16 protein-coding genes are annotated in these 18,032 nt (G+C 64.2%); 11 read left to right on the top strand and 5 right to left on the bottom strand.

Annotation, left to right across the window (positions count from 1 at the left end; all coding sequences use genetic code 11):
* Nucleotides 1–91 precede the first annotated feature (91 nt).
* The 5 genes from G7077_RS07450 (at nucleotide 92) to G7077_RS07470 (ending at nucleotide 5,759) form a co-directional block, all read left to right on the top strand.
* Nucleotides 92–301, top strand: a complete 210-nt coding sequence (locus G7077_RS07450) for a hypothetical protein (protein ID WP_166411150.1) — start codon at nucleotides 92–94, stop codon at nucleotides 299–301.
* An 81-nt stretch (nucleotides 302–382) separates the two neighbouring features.
* On the top strand, nucleotides 383–766 hold the full coding sequence (locus tag G7077_RS07455) for a BlaI/MecI/CopY family transcriptional regulator (RefSeq protein ID WP_166411151.1): 384 nt from the start codon (nucleotides 383–385) through the stop codon (nucleotides 764–766).
* Nucleotides 763–2,565, top strand: coding sequence for a M56 family metallopeptidase (locus G7077_RS07460; protein WP_166411152.1), 1,803 nt, complete (start codon nucleotides 763–765; stop codon nucleotides 2,563–2,565). The genes G7077_RS07455 and G7077_RS07460 overlap by 4 nt, the downstream gene beginning before the upstream one ends.
* A 108-nt stretch (nucleotides 2,566–2,673) precedes the next feature.
* Nucleotides 2,674–3,552, top strand: coding sequence for a hypothetical protein (locus G7077_RS07465; protein WP_166411153.1), 879 nt, complete (start codon nucleotides 2,674–2,676; stop codon nucleotides 3,550–3,552).
* A 104-nt stretch (nucleotides 3,553–3,656) separates the two neighbouring features.
* Nucleotides 3,657–5,759, top strand: coding sequence for a TonB-dependent receptor plug domain-containing protein (locus tag G7077_RS07470; RefSeq protein WP_166411154.1), 2,103 nt, complete (start codon nucleotides 3,657–3,659; stop codon nucleotides 5,757–5,759).
* Here the strand turns inward: G7077_RS07470 and G7077_RS07475 are convergent.
* Nucleotides 5,756–8,089: a putative bifunctional diguanylate cyclase/phosphodiesterase gene (locus tag G7077_RS07475; RefSeq protein ID WP_166411155.1), complete on the bottom strand. Its 2,334-nt coding sequence runs from the start codon at nucleotides 8,087–8,089 to the stop codon at nucleotides 5,756–5,758. The two genes, G7077_RS07470 and G7077_RS07475, sit on opposite strands and share 4 nt — an antisense overlap.
* Nucleotides 8,090–8,145: 56 nt before the next feature.
* A complete protein-coding gene (locus G7077_RS07480; RefSeq protein ID WP_246167101.1) occupies nucleotides 8,146–10,095 on the bottom strand; it encodes a M1 family metallopeptidase in 1,950 nt (649 codons plus the stop codon).
* A 198-nt stretch (nucleotides 10,096–10,293) separates the two neighbouring features.
* Between G7077_RS07480 and G7077_RS07485 the strand changes: the two genes are divergently transcribed.
* From G7077_RS07485 to G7077_RS07500, 4 genes are all read left to right on the top strand, one after another.
* The gene (locus G7077_RS07485) at nucleotides 10,294–11,379 is read left to right on the top strand and encodes a sensor histidine kinase (protein ID WP_166412394.1); all 1,086 of its coding nucleotides are present in this window, start codon (nucleotides 10,294–10,296) and stop codon (nucleotides 11,377–11,379) included.
* The gene (locus G7077_RS07490; protein ID WP_166411156.1) at nucleotides 11,376–12,179 is read left to right on the top strand and encodes a LytR/AlgR family response regulator transcription factor; all 804 of its coding nucleotides are present in this window, start codon (nucleotides 11,376–11,378) and stop codon (nucleotides 12,177–12,179) included. The genes G7077_RS07485 and G7077_RS07490 overlap by 4 nt, the downstream gene beginning before the upstream one ends.
* 95 nt (nucleotides 12,180–12,274) lie before the next feature.
* On the top strand, nucleotides 12,275–12,556 hold the full coding sequence (locus tag G7077_RS07495; protein WP_166411157.1) for a hypothetical protein: 282 nt from the start codon (nucleotides 12,275–12,277) through the stop codon (nucleotides 12,554–12,556).
* Between the two features lie 48 nt (nucleotides 12,557–12,604).
* The gene (locus G7077_RS07500; protein ID WP_166411158.1) at nucleotides 12,605–13,363 is read left to right on the top strand and encodes an isocitrate lyase/PEP mutase family protein; all 759 of its coding nucleotides are present in this window, start codon (nucleotides 12,605–12,607) and stop codon (nucleotides 13,361–13,363) included.
* Here the strand turns inward: G7077_RS07500 and G7077_RS07505 are convergent.
* Nucleotides 13,356–14,558: an ABC transporter permease gene (locus G7077_RS07505; RefSeq protein ID WP_166411159.1), complete on the bottom strand. Its 1,203-nt coding sequence runs from the start codon at nucleotides 14,556–14,558 to the stop codon at nucleotides 13,356–13,358. The two genes, G7077_RS07500 and G7077_RS07505, sit on opposite strands and share 8 nt — an antisense overlap.
* Nucleotides 14,555–15,493 carry an ABC transporter ATP-binding protein gene (locus G7077_RS07510; protein ID WP_166411160.1) on the bottom strand — a complete coding sequence of 313 codons (939 nt, stop codon included), beginning with the start codon at nucleotides 15,491–15,493 and terminating at the stop codon, nucleotides 14,555–14,557. The genes G7077_RS07505 and G7077_RS07510 overlap by 4 nt, the downstream gene beginning before the upstream one ends.
* Before the next feature lie 29 nt (nucleotides 15,494–15,522).
* Here G7077_RS07510 and queG point away from each other — a divergent pair, with 29 nt between their 5' ends.
* Nucleotides 15,523–16,590, top strand: a complete 1,068-nt coding sequence (queG, locus tag G7077_RS07515) for a tRNA epoxyqueuosine(34) reductase QueG (protein ID WP_166411161.1) — start codon at nucleotides 15,523–15,525, stop codon at nucleotides 16,588–16,590.
* On the opposite strand, the gene G7077_RS07520 is transcribed toward queG, so the two are convergent.
* Nucleotides 16,554–16,904, bottom strand: a complete 351-nt coding sequence (locus G7077_RS07520; protein WP_166411162.1) for a hypothetical protein — start codon at nucleotides 16,902–16,904, stop codon at nucleotides 16,554–16,556. The two genes, queG and G7077_RS07520, sit on opposite strands and share 37 nt — an antisense overlap.
* 97 nt (nucleotides 16,905–17,001) lie before the next feature.
* On the opposite strand from G7077_RS07520, the gene G7077_RS07525 reads away from it, so the two are divergent.
* Complete coding sequence (locus G7077_RS07525) at nucleotides 17,002–17,997, top strand: adenosine kinase (RefSeq protein WP_166412395.1); 996 nt, start codon at nucleotides 17,002–17,004, stop codon at nucleotides 17,995–17,997.
* Nucleotides 17,998–18,032 lie beyond the last annotated feature (35 nt).

An 18,032-nucleotide genomic window follows, 5' to 3' on the forward strand; every position in this document is an offset into this window, starting at 1 on the left:
CCCGCCAACCAGTTCGAGAAGCGCGATCAAACGCGGCTCGTGAAACCCTCGCGCCCTTTGAGTCGTCATTATGCGCGCCCATCTTTGCCGTATGGCACGCACTGAACAGGACGAATATTTTCAGCGCCGCGCGATCCAGGAACGGGTCGCGGCCAAGCTGGCGAGCGACGAACGGGCGGCTCGAAGCCACAGCAGGATGGCGGAACGGTACGGCTCGATGGCCGAGGATCCGACGCCCAGCGGCTCAGCTGACGAAGATCCAGGCCCAGTCCTAAAGTCGGAATTTCGCATCATTCCCTAGGCGGGGAAGGCAAGAAAAAGCCACTTGACGGTGCTACAAATGTAGCGCAAGCTACAAATGTAGCGTCAGAAAGGCTCTTGCGTGCTCAACAAGCTTCCTCCCCGTGAACGGCAGATTGTCGACCTGCTTTACCAGCGGAGCGACCTCAGCGTTGCCGAGATTTGCGAGTCCCTGCCGGATCAGCCGACCGGAGGCGCCGTGCGCACGATGCTGAAGCGATTGGAGGACAAAGGCTGCGTCACCCGTAGCGAGTCTGATCGCGGCTTCGTCTACAGCCCCGCAGTGGCCGACACTGTCGCCCGCAAGACGGCGCTGACGGATGTCGTCAAAACCTTCTTCAACGGATCGCCGGCAAGCGCCGCAAGCGCGCTGCTGGGCATGTCCGACCGGCTCGAGACGAAGGAACTCGACGCACTGGAGCAGATGATCGCCGAAGCACGCAGGGCCAAGGGAGGCCAGGCATGAACGCGCTGATCGCCATCGCTCTGAAGTCGCTAATCGTCGCCGGCTTCACCTTACTGGCACTGCGTTTGACGCGCGGCCGGTCGGCGGCAGAGCGTTCGTGGGTGGCCCATGTCGGCCTGCTCGCGCTGATCGTTCTGCCATTCGCGCCGCTCGCGATCCCTGTCCTGCCGGTCGAGACCGCGGCGGTCGGGCAGGCGGCAGCGGCGCCGCAACAAAGCGCAGCGGCCGCGGCCCATGCCATCGCTCAAGCGAAGGTCCGGCAAGCGGTGGAGGCAGACGTTGCCGCCGCTGTGCCGGACGCAACGCTGGATACCGGCGTTACCGCGTTCGATCTCGCTTCCTACCTCTACTGGATACCGACCGCGCTGCTGCTGGGCATCACCCTGCTTGCACTGGCGCGGCTGATCGCGCTGCGTGCGCGGGCCGAGGTCTTGGTCGACAGCCATTGGCTGAGCGCACTCGCTCGCGCCCAGAAGAGGATGGGCTTCAAGCATGGCACCGCCCTGCTGACCAGCGACGACCTTCCGTCGCCGATCAGCTGGGGGATGATGCGCCCCGTGATCCTGCTCAACTCGCGGGCCGTCGACGCGGCCGATGAGGCGGAGGCGATCATCGCGCATGAGCTCGCCCACGTGGCACGGCTCGACTGGATCAAGCTGCTTCTGGCCCGCGTCGCCACCGCCCTATTCTGGTTCAACCCATTGGTCTGGATGCTGGCCCGCGAAGCGCATCAGCTTCGGGAGGAAGCGGCCGACGATACGGTACTCGCGGCCGACATCGAGGATACCGAATATGCCCAGCTGCTGGTCGGCATTGCCCGCCACGAGTGCAAGGGGCTGCTGATCGGTGCGCACGGCGTCGCGCCTTCCAAGGGGTCGCTTGCCCGCCGGGTTGCGCGCGTGCTCGACAACAAAATCCCGCGCGGCCCGGTCGCAAAATCTTTTGCCGCGGGCATCTTCGTCGGTGCGCTCGCCATGGCCACCCCGCTTGCCGCTTTGACGCTGGTTCCTGCGGGAACGAGCAAGAAGGTGGCCAACCTGCCCACTGCCGAGCAGGAAGGGCATTATTATCCCGCCGGCGGCGTTCCGCTGCCGACCACCGTCAGCGACAGCGTCAACCGTGCCGTTGCGTCAGCAGTGGCAGCGGTCGACCCACGCATCACCGAGGCGCTTGGGCTGCAGCACGAAGCTGAGCAAACCCGCGCTGAGGCTCTGGCCGAAGCGCGCGCCGCCCTCGCCGAAGCGCGCTTGCACTGGAACGGGGTTGGGCCGCGACCGGGCAGTGTCGGTCCGCAGGGTCCGGTCGGACCGCAGGTGAAGGCGGGCCGGCACGACCAGGACGACGCGATCGAGGAGGCCATCGCAATGAAGGCACTCAACGTCACGCCGGAGTATGCTTCGTCGCTCCGGAATGTGTCCCCGCACCTTGGACCTCTCACCAACGAGGATCTGATCGAGATGAGGGCGGTCGGAGTAACCCCCGCCTACATCAAGGAGATTGCCGAGTCCGGCTATCGCAACCTCGACAAGGAAAGCCTTATCGAACTGCGCGCCTTGAACGTTCGCGGTCGTTACATTCGCGCGCTTGCCCAGGAAGGCTACGGCAATTTGTCGTCCGATACCCTGGTCGAAATGAGGGCCGTGGGAGTCACGCCAAACCTTATCCGGCGGCTGAAACGAGAAGGTTACCCGCGGCTGACGCCGGATCAGTTGGTGGGAATGGCGGCCGTCAGCGGAACGCCAACCGCACCGGATCCACCGGAACCGCCAGACGATGATGAAAACGACGACGACCACTGAGTCGACGCAGATCAACTGACCGACTGACACCAACCATCACGATCTTTTCGAACGCCCGCTCGCGGGTGGCCGGGTGAACTTTGCCCCCTGTTTCCAAGGAGAAATGCCATGCGCCGCACCCTTGCTTTCATTGCAGCCCTGTTGCTCACCACCGTCGCGGTCGGTTCCGCCTGCGTGGCGATGCCCACCGAGAACATCCGCTTCTCACTGCAGCCCTCGTCACGCGCCGGAGGGGAAGTGCAGCTGACCCTTCGCAGCGGCAATGACCGGCACAACAACAACATGTCCTCCAGCTTCCCGACGTCGGAGCTCGCAGGGCTCAACAGCAACTGGACGTCGGGCGGCCCGGTAACCTTCGCCCTGGTTCGGGAGGCCGGCCGTGTGGATTGCAGCGGCGATGCCCGCGGTGCCCGTGCCGAGGGAGGCTGCCGCTTCACCGAAAATCGTGGCTTCTCCGACTTGCTCGTTCGCGCTGGAATGGCTCGGCCGACTTTGGAGGAGGCCTACGGCCTGACCATGGTCAAGGCGACCAGCGGACTTTTGGAGGCGCTCCGTGCGGCGCGCTACCCGATGCCGGAGGTCGAGGACTATATTGCCATGACGGCGGTTGGCGTGACGCCCCGCTACATCGCCGACCTTGCCGCCGCCGGCTATCGCCCGGACGACACCAGCCGGCTGATCGAATTCGCGGCACTCAAGGTAACACCCGCATATCTCGGCCAGCTGTCGCGCGCCGGCTATGCCAACCTCCCGCAGGATGAGGTGGTACAATTGGCCGCCCTCAAGATCGACCCGGAGTTTATCCGCGGCTTCGAACGGATCGGCTACCACAATCTCGACGTCGACACCCTGGTTCAGCTGAAGGCGCTCGAGGTCACGCCACAGTTCGTGGAAGCCGTGCGCCGCGGCGGCATGGCCAATCCCACAGCCGAGCAATTGGTGCAGCTCAAAGCCATCGGCTTCGGCGAGCCCGCCCGTCGGCGCTGAACTGCCGTTCGCCGAATCGCGGATTGAGCGCCGCAGTTCGTCGAAAAACACGTGACACAGTGTATTACATCGACAATACAGTTAGACAGACAGGGGAGTTCAACATGTTCGTAATGCGTCGCCGTCGCCTTCTCTTGGCCGGCATTGCTCTTCTGTCTCCGTTTCCGGCGCTGGCGCAAACCGCACCGGCGACGGCGGATCCCGCCGTGGTCCCACCCCCTCAGGCGACCACGGCGGGTACCAAACGGGTCTATTCGCCCGCCGACTTCGCGCGCTATGCGCCGAAAAGCGCCTACGACATCCTGGTGCAGGTGCCGAGCTTCTCCATCAAGGAGGCAGAGCAGGAGCGCGGCCTCGGCCAAGCGTCGGAAAACGTGCTGATCAACGGGCAGCGCAGCGCAAACAAGGCCGGAGGCGGTGCCATCGACGAACTTCGCAAGACACCCGTTGCAAACGTGGAGCGGATCGAGATCGTCGACGCGGCAAGCCTCGGCATCGCCGGGCTTTCCGGACAGGTCGCTAACATCATCGTCAACCGAGGCGCGAAGGGCAGCGGGCAGTTCGAGTGGAACCCCGATATCCGCGCCCACTATACGAAGGCCAACCTGCTACAGGGCAACGTCAGCTATTCCGGCAAGTCGGGTCCGGTCGACTACACCCTTGCGGTAAAGAACGACACCGGACGCGGCGGCTTTGGCGGACCCATCCGTATCTACGAGCCTGACGGAACACTCCGCGAAGCGCGGGATGAAGTTTACCACGGCGAAAGCTCGCTGGTGACTTTCTCCGGCAAGTTTGGGCTCGACGGACCGGGCTCGTCGATCGGCAACCTGCTGCTGGCCTACACGCCTTATTGGGCGCCGTCGTTCCAAGGTTACCGCCGCACCCGCGCGGACGGGAAGGACGGCCGGGTAACAAATCGCACCAAGCTGTCTGGCTGGTACTACGACGTGAACGGCGACTATGAATTTGCGCTTGGGCCAGGACGGCTGAAGCTCATCGGAGTCCGGCACTTCGATCATGAACCGATCATCAGCCGGCAACGTATTGAGCTGGACAGTGGCGCACCAGACCAGCTCACTCGTTTCGACCGCGACTCGCGGATCGGCGAGACCGTTGCGCGCAGTGAGTACCGCTGGAAGACCGGCCGTAACGACTGGCAGGTGTCGCTCGAACGCGCGTTTAATTCTCTCGATCAGCGCGGAGCCTATTTCCAGTCCGATGCTGGCGGCGTCTTGCAGCCTGTCGATTTGCCCGGGCTTACCGGCAACGTTCAAGAAGTCCGCTATGAAGGCATCGTGACGCTCAGCCGTCCGCTCAGCCCCAAGCTCGACCTACAGGTCGACGGCGGTGGTGAAATCTCACGGCTTGAGCGCGTGGACGGCGACCTCCCCGCCCGCAAATTCTTCCGCCCCAAGGGAAGCATCACCCTGGGATGGCGGCCTGCGGCCGGCTGGGACGCAAGCCTGAAGCTTCGCCGCCGCGTCGGCCAAATCAGCTTCTACGACTTCCTCGATCAGCCGAACCTTCAGTCCGAGCGCGAGAATAGCGGCAACCCCGATCTGGTCCCGCCGCAAAGCTGGGAGCTCGAGACGGAAGTCGGGCGTGAGCTTGGCGCCTGGGGCAAGACCCGGCTCCGCGCCTATGCGCACCGCATCGACGACATCATCGACGTTGTCCCGATCGGCGAAGACAGCGAGGGCGTCGGCAACTTGCCGCGCGCGACGCGTTTCGGTTTCGAAAGCGTCAGCACAATCCAGTTCGACCCGATCGGCTGGACCGGCGCCAAGCTCGATGCGACCTTCGGTGCCGAACGGACCCGGGTGAAAGACCCGCTCACGGGCGAAGACCGCTCTATCAGCGGTACCCGCGACCGGTGGATGAACCTGCAACTGCGTCACGACATTCCGCGCAGCGATTGGGCATACGGCGGCAGCGTAAATTACGATCACTACACGCCATATTTCCGGCTGACGGAGGTCTATCGCAGCTGGGAAGGACCGTGGTGGTTTGGCGCTTTCGTCGAGAACAAGGACGTCATGGGCCTGACCGTCCGTGCCGAAGTGTCCAACATCTTCAACGCACGTCACCGCCTGGAGCGAGTGAATTACAGCGGTTACCGCGACGCCTTCCCGATCTCGAGCCGGCAGAGCAACAACCAGCTGATCGGGCCGATCTTCGAACTGCTGGTGAAGGGGACCTTCTAGGCGATCATCCGCCGGGCGGAGAGGCCGAGCACCATTTCGTTGGCGCGCTCGAAGGAGAGCGGACGGCCGAAGAGATAGCCCTGGATGACGTCGCAGCCGAGTTCGCGCATGCGTTCGAAATCCTCGGCTGTTTCGACACCCTCGGCGGTGACCGTCATCCGGAAGCTCTTGGCGAGCTGGACGATCGACTGGATGATGGCGAGGTTTTCCGGACGCGTACCGGCCTCGCGAACGAAGCTGCCGTCGATCTTCAGCTTGTGGAACACGGCCTTGTTCAAATAGCCGATCGACGAATAGCCGGTGCCGAAATCGTCGAGCGCGATGCCGACACCGAGCTGCCGCAGGCGCTTGAGGACGTCGAGCGTGCTGCCCTTGTCGCCGAGGAAAATGCCTTCCGTGACCTCCAGCTCCAGGCGGTTGCCGGGAAGCTTGTAGCGCGCGAGGCATTGGCTGACGGTGTTGGGCAGCGCCGGCATGACGATCTGTTTGGGGCTGACGTTCAGGGCGACGGTGATAGGCTCCGGCCAGGACGCGGCAACGCGGCATGATTCTTCGATGACCCACTCGCCGATCGAGGTCATCAGCCCGATTTCCTCGGCCACCGGGATGAAAACGTTGGGCGGGACGAAGCCGCGCTGCGGGTGGTTCCAGCGGATGAGCGCCTCGAAGCCGACGAGCTTCTGGTCCTTGGCTGCGACCAGCGGCTGAAAGACCAGGTGGAACTGCTTGGCGGCGACGGCCTGCCGCAGGTCGTTCTCGAACCGGACGCGATCTTCCTGCTCCGACTGAAGCTCGGAGGAGAAATAGCGGGCAATGCCGCGGCCGGCGCCCTTGGCTTCGTAGAGCGCCAGATCGGCCTTGAGGATCAGGTCATCGACCGTCGCCCCATCGATCGGGCCGAAGGCACAACCGATCGACACGCCGATCCGGATTTCCGTCTGGTCGATGAGATAAGGTTCCTTGATCGCCACGATGATCCGGTCCGCAAGCTGCTCGACCTTGCGGCGGCTCTGCGCGTCGGTGATGACGATGGCGAACTCGTCGCCGCCCATTCGGCCGACGTGGCCGTCGCCGGCGACTTCGTCGACCAGGCGCTTGGCGACCGCCTGCAGCACGGCATCGCCCTTGGGATGACCGAAGGTGTCGTTGACCGGCTTGAAGCCGTCCAGGTCGAGAAACATGATCGCACAGGGCACATTGCTGGTCGTCGCAGTGCGCAAGGATTCGCCGAGGAGTTGCCGCACCCGGCCCCGGTTCGGCAGTCCCGAGAGCACGTCGACATTGGCGAGGTGGCGGAGCCGTTCCTGGCTTTGACGGACCTCGGTAATGTCCGTGCCGACGCCGCGGAAGCCGTCGAACCGGCCCGCGGTATCGATAATCGGATCGCCGGCCATGGAGATCCATCGCGCGCCGCGGGCGGTCTGCACCTCCATCTCGAGTGAGGCGAACGGCACCTTTTCGAGCAGGCGGCGGCCAAGCTCGGCATTTCCGCCGAGCAGGGAGGGAAGGGAATGGCCGACCAGCTGACTCGCGGGACGGCCAAGCAGCGCCACCATCCGCGACGAGATGTAGGTCAGGCGATTGTCGGCATCGACCTGCCACAGCCAACCGACGCCGCGTTGCTCATATTCCTGGAGCAACAGGCTGGCGCTTTCGCTCTGGGTGCCGGCTTCGGCATTGGTCTTGAGCTGGTGAAAAGCCCAGCGCGCAACGGTGAGCACACCAAAGATCGCGACGCCCATGGTGAAGAGGATCGAGAGCATGTTCGGAACAGGAACGGCGGTGCCGCCGAGCAGCAGTGCACCGCACAGACCGACGGTAAAGGCGCTCATCCAGGCGATCGCGCAGGGCGGAACCACGACCAATCCAAGACCGCCAATGGCAAGGCCGGCAATGATGGAGGCGGCAATCACCTGCGTGTCCGCGTCGACGGAGGTGAACAGGTAGATCGGCAGCGACAGCCACACTACCGCCCGAAGCAGGACTTCGCCGATCAGCTGCCATTGCGGTAGCTTTCTCCCCGAGCGGCCGACATGGGTGACGGCCTGCGTACGGGCGATCTGCATCGCGAGGAGGTTGAGCCCGCCTACCGCGGCGAGCCAGCCGCCGATCCATGCGACGGGCGCCTTGTCCCACAGGGCCGCGGCGAGCATCGCGGAGGCGACTATGTTGGCGGCGGCGAAGAAGGGGGCGAGCTGGGCGCGCGAGATCAGCTGAACGTCGCGCAGCGGGGAGGCATCGTCCTTGCTTTCCGACGTGACCGCCATCGACTCACCGTCGGGCAGCCGCGCCGCAATCATTCTCTTGTACCGATCCGGTGCCTCGTACATCCGCGTCCCGCTCTCTGCTCCGGCTACCCGCTAGACCAGAGAGGGTTGAGACGGGGTTAAGGCTTTTGCGGCGCCGCCGCTGCTGCCGAGGAATTCAGCGCAAGCTTGTCCAGGTCGCGGGTGGTGATCGGATGGTAGCCCGCGCGTGCCGCTGCGTAGATTCGCGCCGCAATGGGCCGTCCCCATGAAGCGTCCTTCGCAAGCGCCTCGATCAGCGGCCGAACGAACTTCCGCCGCCCCTGTACTGTCAGGAACTGCTGCAGGCTCGGAACTGCCGGATCGTAGCGGTTGGCGACGGCAAGTTCGAGCCAGGCGAAGCGCACTTCCATGTTTCCGACCCGGTTGAGGCCGAGTCCCTGCTCAAGTGCATCGAGGCTGCTTGTCGGAAGCTTGCGGGGGAGCTTGTTAAGGAACCTCAGCCGCTCATCGGTGGTCCACCGTCCCCATGCAGCCGCGTCTGGCTTGCCGGAGAAGGATGCCACCGCTCGGTCGACCTCGGCAAAGGTTTGCGGATCGGGCTTGACCATATTGGCCGGAATGCCCGGCTCGGTCACCCAGCGATCGAGCTGCAGTTTACCCTCCAGCGACTTGTCGCCCTTGATCAGGTTTGCGCGCAGGTCGGCAAGGAACATCGCCGATGTAACCGGCTGGAAGCGATGCCGGTCGAACCAGCCCCGCATGAAGCTGTCGAACTTGTCGCGCCCGACTGTCGCCTCGATAGTGCGAAGAAACTGCGCCCCTTTCTCATAGGCGATGTCGGTCAGTCCCTCGTCGGGATGCCGGCCTTTCAGGTCGATGTGGAGACGCGTGTCGGCACCTGCCGGGCCGCCCGCATCGGTAATCGCCTTGTTCATTCCGTCGACGCCCAGCGCGATCTGCTGCTTGGCGACCCGCGGCCCGTACAATGACTCGATGATTCGGGTCGTGGCGTAGGTCGTCGTCCCTTCGTTGAGCCAGAAATCCGCCCAAGTCGCATTGGTCGCAAGATTACCCGACCAGCTGTGGGCAAGTTCGTGCGCAACCAGGCTGACCAGGCTCTTGTCGCCGGCAATGAAGGTTGGGGTCAGAAAGGTGAGGGTCGGGTTCTCCATGCCGCCAAACGGGAAGGAAGGCGGCAGGACCAGCATGTCGTAGCGTCCCCAGGCGTAGGGGCCGAACAGGCTTTCGGCGGCCGAGACCATCTTTTCGGTGTCGGCAAGTTCGCGTGCGGCGTTGTCCAGCATCGACGGCTCCGTCCAGACGCCGGTGCGCGGACCAAGCTCACGGAACGCCAAGTCGCCGACTGCAATCGCGATCATGTAGGGCGCCACCGAATGGTCCATCCGGAACTTGAAGATGCTTTCGCCGCCCTGGGTCATCGGCTGCTCGGCACGAGGCGCGCTCATCACCGCCGTCAGGCCCGCGGGCACGCGAACCGTCGCGTCCCACGTCTGGCGAATACCGGGTGAATCCTGGGTCGGGATCCAGGTTCGGTTCTCGATCGCCTGACCCTGGCTGAACAGGTAAGGCTGTTTCTTTCCGGCAGTCTGCGCCGGGGTCAGCCATTGCAGCGCGCCTGCGTCCGGGGCGCTGCGGTATTTGATGACGAGCCGGTCGGTGTCGGATCTCAGCGCGATTGCAAGCGGAGCGCCCAGGTTTGCATCGGACGCACCAACCTTGAACGGCAGGGGCTTGCCGTCCGCGTCGCTGATGCTTTCGATTTCCAGGCCTTTGTCGTCCAGGATGATCTTGCCGGCTTGCGGCGCCTTTTCGATGTCCAGGGTCGCCGTTCCCCCGACGCGCTTGGCCTGGAAATCGACATTGAGGTCCAGCGACACATGGGTGACCCGCGCCTCCAGCGGCCTGGCAAAGCTGTGGATGTCCACGGCGTCGGGGGTGGCCAGGACGGGCGCCACCGCATCGCGCTCCCCTGCGGCAGCCGCATTGTTCTGCTCATTGCCGCCCTGGTTGCAGGACATCAGCAATAGGCAAGCGGTCGCGGCGAGCGCATGGGAAATCTTGATCATCGAGCATCCTCGTGCTGGCCTCGGTCACGATTGAGCAAAGTCGCCTCGCAATGAACGGAGCCTGTCTCTATATGACCCCAATGCATCAGTGGCGGCACCGAGGCTAGACGCTTGGCGACGGACAGCGCAGCGCTTCATCGCGGCCAAAGCCGGCCCGCCGTCCAACACCTGCCGCAGGTGCAATCCCCCGCCGCGCCGATCGCCCGCGGGATCGGTCTCGACCGGCCTTTCTTCGACGACAAGAACCGCGCCTTCTGGATTTTGCAGTCGGTCGGCTGGAGCGGCTATTTCGTACTTCGGACCGTCTCAGGCTTTGCCAACGACAAGGTCTGGATGTTCGCCGTACACGTCATTTTGATGACGGCGACGGGCTATTCGCTGACGCTCTTAATGGGAACCCTGTTCCGGCGTGTCATCTCGATGCGCCCACTCCTTACTACGGTCTTGTCTCTGCTCGCCGTTGTGTGCGCGGCATCGGCATTTTCGATCATTGAAACCTGGAGCGTGGCTACGTTTGTCAATCAGGACTGGCGCCCGCGAACCGTGGAATATCTCGGCGGCTTCATCCTCAACTTCACGTTGCTCGCCGCCTGGTCGGCGCTCTATTACGGGATCAACTACTATCTCCTGCTCGAGGAGCAGATCGACCAGCGTGAGCGGCTGGAGAGTCAGGCGTCGACCGCGCAGCTGGCAATGCTGCGCTACCAACTCAACCCGCACTTCCTCTTCAACACGCTGAACAGCATCTCGACCCTTGTGCTTCTGAAGCAGACGGAGCGAGCCAATGCGATGCTGGCGCGGCTGTCCTCCTTCCTTCGCTACACGCTTGCCAATGAGCCCACGGCCAAGGTCACGCTGGCGCAGGAGGTGGAGACCCTGAAGCTTTATCTCGAGATCGAAAAGATGCGGTTCGAGGACCGGCTCCGTCCTCATTTCCGGATCGAGGCGGAGACGATCGGCGCCCGACTTCCCTCGCTCCTGCTTCAGCCCTTGATCGAAAATGCGATCAAATATGCGGTGACGCCAAGCGAGAATGGCGCCGACATCTGGATCACGGCGGAACATGTCGGCGACAAGGTCGTCATCGAAGTGGCCGACAATGGCAGCGGTGAGGGAACGGCTTTCGCTGCGACGCCGTCGACCGGAGTCGGGCTGGCGAACATTCGCGACCGTCTGGCGCAAGCCTATGGCCCGGACCATGGTTTTGCGACCAGGAAGAACGAAAGGGGCGGGTTCAGCGTTATCGTCGACATACCTTACGAGAGCGGAGACAAGGATTCATGAGCATTCGGACCATCCTGGTCGATGACGAGCCGCTTGCCACGCAAGGCCTGCAGCTTCGGCTGGAGGCGCACGACGACGTCGAGATCGTCGCAACCGCGTCCAACGGGCGCGAGGCGATCCGTGCCATCAAGACTCACAAGCCGGACCTCGTTTTTCTCGACATCCAGATGCCCGGCTTCGATGGGTTTTCCGTCATTCAGGGACTGATGGACGTGGAGCCGCCCTTGTTCGTGTTCGTTACGGCCTACGGCGACCATGCGCTTCGTGCGTTCGAGGCCCAGGCGGTGGATTACCTCATGAAACCGGTGGAGGAGGACCGCCTCGCCGCCACTCTCGACCGGGTTCGCCAGCGCCTCAGCGAGCGCAAAGGTGCGGAGGAAGCGGAACGGCTCAAGGAGGCCCTGGTCGAACATGCGCCCGAGGCGGCGGAAGATTTCGCCGACGGGTCAAGCGACGCGCCTTCGGCCAACCGCTTCGAGAAGATGATCAACATCAAGGATCAAGGACAGATCTTCCGCGTCGACGTCGACACGATCGAACGGATCGATGCCGCGGGCGATTACATGTGCATCCAAACCGGAGACAATACGCTGATCCTTCGCGAAACCATGAAGGATCTGGAAAAGCGCCTCGATCCCCGGCGCTTCCAGCGGGTCCACCGGTCGACCATCGTCAACCTGGATCTGGTCCGGCAGGTGAAGCCACACACCAATGGCGAATGCTTTCTGGTCCTGGACTCGGGGGCGCAGGTAAAGGTCAGCCGTTCCTACCGCGACGTGGTTGCGCGGTTCGTTCACTAGAATGCATCCCTGAAGGCCAAGATTTCACGCCGTCCATCGCCCGTGGACATGCGTTCAACCCGCTAAGAACGCGCCAGCAGACTGAAGGACACAAGGTGCCCCGACGCGTCAAAGATTATATCGAAATCAGCGAGTTCACTTCGCTGGATAAGCTTATCGCCTACCTCCAGACCATTCGCGACACCCTGCCGCCGGAGGCGGAGCCAGAGATGAAGGTGCGCGGCGACGAGGTGTTCGGACGGAGGCTGACCATCTCCTACTTCCGTGAGCTGACGCCCGAAGAAGAGGAATGCGAGGCGCGTTATTCGCCGGCTGCACTGCCGGCCGACGATGACAAGATCGATGAGCTGACCCGCAAGCTCGACCAGATCGGCTAGCTCTCGCCCGGTTGCAAGGCGCTTTCGGCGCCTGCTATCGCGGTGGCCATGGACAAGCAGACTCAAGCCAAACGGTTCGAGACCTTCCGTGCCTTGCATGTGCCGGGGTCGCCCGTCGTGCTTTACAACATTTGGGACGTCGGCAGCGCGCAGGCCGTTGCCCGTGCTGGCGCCAGGGCGCTTGCAACGGGCAGCCACCCGGTGGCGGACGCCCACGGCTTTGCCGATGGGCAAGGCGTGCCGACCGACTTCGCATTCGCCAATGCCGCCCGGATCGTGCAGGCGGTCGACCTGCCGCTCAGCGTCGACTTCGAGGGCGCTTACTCCGACGATCCGGAGAAGGGCGCTCACAATGTCGCTTTGCTTGCGCAAACCGGGGCGGTCGGCTGCAATTTCGAAGACCAGGTGATCGGCGGCGAGGGCGTTCACCCGTTGAAAGCACAGGCGAAGCGGATTGAGGCGATCCGCCGCGCTGTTGGCGACCAATTCTTCATCAACGCGCGCACGGACCTGTTCCTGAAGACCTCCACGCATGACGAGGCTTTGGTCGACGAGGTGATCGAGCGGGGACGGGCGTTCGCCGACGCCGGCGCAAGCGGCTTCTTCGTCCCGCGGCTGGCGGACCTTCGGCAGGTCGAACGCGTCGTTAAGGCCGTGCCCCTACCTTTGAACCTGATCGCCTTCCCGGGCGCTCCAGCCAAATCGGACTGGGCGAATTCAGGTGTCGCCCGGATCAGTCATGGGCCGTTTCCTCACCGCGCGCTGATGGCCAAGTTGGAAGAAGCCGCGCGGGACGCGATCAGCTGACGGCCGCGCGCCGCCGCCGCCCCGGCTTCGGGCCGGATTTCAGCACCCTGCTGCGGAAGAAACCGGCGCCCCAGCGAAGGATCAGCGCCACCCACACCGTCTGCCAGGCCAGCGCCAACAGATGCGGCCACAGCTCCGGCAGCTCCGCCGCACGGGCGAGCATCACCAGCGGCGAGGAGAAAGGGAAGATCGCGGCGCCAATGCCGAGCGCACTGCCATAATTGCCGATCGTGGCGGTCGCCAGGCCGAAGATCAGCACCTGAAGGATGGTGACCGGCATGGAAATGGTCTGCACCTCCCGCGGCGTGCTCGCCTGAGCGCCAATGCTGAGGAACAGGGCGCCGAGGAGCAGATAGTTCATTGCGAAATACAGCACGCCAAGCAGACCGAACAGCGCCCAGCCCACTGCCGGGTCGGGCAGGGCCTCGAGACCTCGTTGCGTACCCACGGAGACGATCGCCACCCCAAGACCGGTCCAGACCATGATGCCGATCACCGACGCGGCGAGCATCGCGAACAATTTCCCCAAGAACATTGCGTCTATGGGAATGGCGGCGGCGATCACCTCGATGATCTTGTTCGATTTCTCCTCGATCACTTGGGACAGCAGCATGCCGGCGAGCAGGATCGTCAGGAAGAAGAGAATGAACTGACCGGCATGCGCCGTGGCCGAGCGGGCGCTGGCGAGCTTGCCCGACGAATCGCCTGTCTCCACCACTTGGATGGCCGGTAGTGGGTCAACGGGGACGCGCCGAGCCGCCTGTAGGACGAGTTGAAGCTTTCGCGATATGCTTCCGTCGGCGGAAACCGCACCGGTCAGGGTAGGCCGTTCGTTGGTGGTTGAGAGCACTGCCAAAATCGGCGGGTTGCCCGAGGTCAGGAGCTTGGCCGACTGCTGCGCCGGTTCCCCTTGCGGATCGAATCGGATCAGCTTCGGGAGATCATTTTCGCCGAGAGCCTGTTCGAGGCGGCGATGAGCCTCATTGATGGGCGCGAAGTCTGACGGCGTCGCAATGACGCCCACCGTTGGGCGCCCCTCCCGCTCGGCGGTTGAAGCGCCAATCCCGGCGAACACGCCACTGATCAAAAGCGGCAAGAGCGGACCGATTAGAAAGAAGATGAACGCCTTGGACAACACCGTCGCGGCGAAGTCACGGCGGAAGATGACCAGTGCGGCGCGGACAGTTCGGATCATGCCGCTTGCTCCACCACGCCCATGGACGAGGCGGCTTCGCTGCCCGCAATGGCAACGAAGGCATCGTGCAGCCCCGGTCGCTCGATTGCGAGTGTCTCGATTCCTGCGTCGCCGTCGATCAGCGCCTTGAGCAGAGGCTCCGGACCGCTCTCCGGAAGCTCGAACAGCCATTCTTCGCCTTGGCGCTGGGCTTCAGCCGGGATCGCGGCGCGCCAGCCACCGTCCTGTTCCCTCGTGCGCAGCCGAACCATCGGCCGCAAACGTCCGCGCGCGTCGTTCACCGACCCTTCGAACGCCACACGTCCCTTGGCGATGATGGCGATCCGCTCGCACAAACGCTCCGCATGGGCGATGACGTGGGTCGAAAAGATAATCGTTGCGCCGCCCTCCGCCTGGGCGCGGATCAATTGCTCCAGCCGCCCCTGATTGATCGCGTCCAGACCGGAAAATGGCTCGTCGAGGACGATCAGCCGGGGGCGATGAACCAGGGTGCCGAGCAATTGCACGGTCTGCGCCATGCCTTTGGAGAGGCTCCGGATCGGCTTTCGCGCCCAGTCGCCGAGGCCATGCGCCCCAAGCAGTTCGTCCGCCCGGGTTCGCCCTTCCTTGAGCGGCAGGCCACGAAGCGCGCCCATGAAGGCGATCGCCTCCCGCGCGTGCATCGATGGGTAGAGCCCGCGTTCCTCGGGAAGGTAACCAACAAGGGGCGCGGCTTCGAGGGGGCGTTCGTGGCCAAGGACCGAGCGGCGCCCGGACGAGGGGTCGATGATGCCGAGCAGCATGCGCAAGGTGGTCGTCTTGCCCGCGCCGTTCGGGCCCAGCAGTCCGAAGATACTGCCCGCTGGAACGGCCAGGCTGACACCGTGCACCGCCCGCGTCTCGCCAAAATCCTTGACGAGATCGACCGCTTCTACCGCAGAACCGCTGACCCCCATGGCCCGGCGTGGTAAGCGCCTAGAGGTAAATGACAAGTTTGAAGCAACAGATTCGGGAAGAAGCGGAGCGACTGGGCTTTGTCGCCTGCGGTTTCACGCATGCCGATGCGACCGGCGATGCGGGACTGGAGCTCGAACGCTGGCTGGAAGCCGGGCACCACGGCAACATGGGCTGGATGGAGGAGCGGGCGCATCATCGCGTTTCGCCGCTGGCGCTCTGGCCCGAAGCTCGGTCCGCCATCGCCTTGGGCATGAGCTACGCGCCCGCCGCCGATCCGCGCGCCTTGGGCGACCGTCCGGAAGTCGGCCGTATCTCGGTTTATGCGCAGGGCGGCGATTACCACAAGACGGTGAAAAAGGCGCTGAAGGCGCTCGCCCGCTTCATCGTCGATCGGGCGCCGTCGGAGCTGAAGGTGTTCGTCGATACGGCGCCGGTAATGGAAAAGCCGCTGGCGATGGCGGCGGGGCTGGGCTGGCAGGGCAAGCATACCAATCTCGTCAGCCACGATCACGGAAGCTGGCTCTTCCTTGGCGTTATCCTCACCAGTCTCGAGCTTGAACCCGACGTGGCAGCGCGAAGCGGCATGCATTGCGGCAGCTGCACCGCCTGCCTGACGGCATGTCCGACCCAAGCCTTCCTTGGGCCTCACCGAATGGATGCGCGGCGCTGCATTTCCTATCTCACCATCGAACATACAGGTCCGATACCGCACGAGTTTCGCCGCTCGATGGGCAATCGGATCTATGGCTGCGACGATTGTCTTTCCGCATGTCCGTGGAACCGATTCGCGGAGGCGGCGCATGCAAACCGCGCCTTTCTGCCACGCGCGGAGCTGGCGGCACCGGCCCTGACGGACCTTCTTCAGCTCGACGAGCGTGGTTTTCGCGAGATGTTCTCGGGCTCTCCGATCAAGCGGATTGGCCGCAACCGCTTCATCCGCAATTGCCTGATCGCCGCCGGCAACAGCGACGACCCAGCCTTGATCTCCGTCGTCCAGCAGCACCTGACCGACGCCGACGAGGTGGTCGTCGAAGCGGCCACCTGGGCGCTTGCCGAGCTTCAGCGCGCCTCGAGCGCGGCGATGCAGGCGGCCTGAGACGCCTCAGCGCCCGAACGAAGGCGCGTGTCGACATGGGTGACTCGTTCGGCATTGCCGGTCGACGGATAAAGGTAGGCGTCCAAAACGCAGGCGACGCCCCGCCACTGCATCTTCAGGCCAGTGCCCTCGCGGACCTGCAAGGCGGGAGAGCCGAAGCGGCGGATCAACTCGCCGGATGTGAAGCCGAGAACGTCCGTCAGCACGTGGGTCGAGGGCGTGACCGGCGCTGGTGTGGTGGTAGCGGGTGGAGGAACATTGTCGGGGGTACAGGCCGCCAGCAGGAGGGCGGCAATGATGATAATGCGGCGCATGGGGCCGATGATGGCCGCGCGCGCGCACGGTGGCAAGGTTGCGCCGCGCGGGTGGCCCCGCTACCGGCGCGCCTTTCCGATCAGCCGAAGGACCGACATGACCGACCGCCGCCTCGATGTGCTCGCCATTGGAAACGCCATCGTCGACGTGATCGCCGACGCGAACGATGCCTTCCTGTCTCAGCAGGGGCTCGACAAGGGCTCGATGCGGCTGATCGATGAGGCGGAGGCCGAGCGCCTGTACGGAGTCATGGGATCCGGGCGCGAGCTGTCGGGCGGATCGGCGGGCAACACCGCGGCGGGTCTTGCAGCACTGGGCTGCCGTGCCGGCTTCATCGGCCAGGTCGCCGAAGACCAGCTCGGTGACATCTTCCGCCACGACATCCGCAGCCTCGGCGTGGAGTTCAACACGCCGGCGCGCGGCGATGTGGGCGCCACCGCCCGCTCGCTGATCCTCGTCACGCCCGACGCCCAACGGACCATGAACACCTTCCTGGGCGCGGCGCAGAACCTGACGTCGGACGCCATCGACCCTGCCGAGATCGCATCGGCAAAGATCCTCTATCTCGAAGGATATCTGTGGGACCCGCTGGCGCCTCGCGCGGCGATGGAGGTCGCGATCGATGCGGCTCGCGCGGCGGGCACCAAGGTCGCCTTCACCCTCTCCGACAGCTTCTGCATCAGCCGCCATCGCGGCGACTTCCTGCGCCTGATCGAGGAAGGCAAGCTCGACATCCTATTCGCCAACGAAGCGGAGATCACCGAACTGGCCGGCGAGGAGGACTTCGACGCAGCGGTGACCCAGGTTGCCGCCAAGGTCCCGGTACTCGTGGTCACCCGCAGCGAGCAAGGCGCCGTCGCCCGGTCGGGTGGTGAGTCGGCCAGCGTCCCTGCCGAGCCGATCGACCGCCTTGTGGACACTACCGGCGCGGGCGACCTGTTCGCCGCCGGCTTTCTCGCGGGACAGGCAAAAGGCCTTGGCCTCGAACGATCGCTGAGGCTCGGCGCCATCGCCGCCGCCGAGGTAATCCAGCACTACGGCGCCCGGCCAGAAGCGGACCTCAGGGTCCTTGCCGGCGATCTCCTCGCCTGAACGAAAAACGGGAGGCCGAAGCCTCCCGTTCTCTT

Origin of the sequence: Sphingomonas piscis (assembly GCF_011300455.1) — a bacterium.
Lineage (GTDB): Bacteria > Pseudomonadota > Alphaproteobacteria > Sphingomonadales > Sphingomonadaceae > Sphingomicrobium > Sphingomicrobium piscis.

Bases quoted from the DNA above. Each gene is read 5' to 3' on its own strand.
- G7077_RS07450 (WP_166411150.1), top strand. From the start codon at position 92: ATGGCACGCACTGAACAGGACGAATATTTTCAGCGCCGCGCGATCCAG.
- G7077_RS07460 (WP_166411152.1), top strand. From the start codon at position 763: ATGAACGCGCTGATCGCCATCGCTCTGAAGTCGCTAATCGTCGCCGGC.
- G7077_RS07465 (WP_166411153.1), top strand. From the start codon at position 2,674: ATGCGCCGCACCCTTGCTTTCATTGCAGCCCTGTTGCTCACCACCGTC.
- G7077_RS07470 (WP_166411154.1), top strand. From the start codon at position 3,657: ATGTTCGTAATGCGTCGCCGTCGCCTTCTCTTGGCCGGCATTGCTCTT.
- G7077_RS07475 (WP_166411155.1), bottom strand. From the start codon at position 8,089: ATGTACGAGGCACCGGATCGGTACAAGAGAATGATTGCGGCGCGGCTG.
- G7077_RS07480 (WP_246167101.1), bottom strand. From the start codon at position 10,095: ATGATCAAGATTTCCCATGCGCTCGCCGCGACCGCTTGCCTATTGCTG.
- G7077_RS07490 (WP_166411156.1), top strand. From the start codon at position 11,376: ATGAGCATTCGGACCATCCTGGTCGATGACGAGCCGCTTGCCACGCAA.
- G7077_RS07500 (WP_166411158.1), top strand. From the start codon at position 12,605: ATGGACAAGCAGACTCAAGCCAAACGGTTCGAGACCTTCCGTGCCTTG.
- G7077_RS07505 (WP_166411159.1), bottom strand. From the start codon at position 14,558: ATGATCCGAACTGTCCGCGCCGCACTGGTCATCTTCCGCCGTGACTTC.
- G7077_RS07510 (WP_166411160.1), bottom strand. From the start codon at position 15,493: ATGGGGGTCAGCGGTTCTGCGGTAGAAGCGGTCGATCTCGTCAAGGAT.
- queG (WP_166411161.1), top strand. From the start codon at position 15,523: ATGACAAGTTTGAAGCAACAGATTCGGGAAGAAGCGGAGCGACTGGGC.
- G7077_RS07520 (WP_166411162.1), bottom strand. From the start codon at position 16,904: ATGCGCCGCATTATCATCATTGCCGCCCTCCTGCTGGCGGCCTGTACC.
- G7077_RS07525 (WP_166412395.1), top strand. From the start codon at position 17,002: ATGACCGACCGCCGCCTCGATGTGCTCGCCATTGGAAACGCCATCGTC.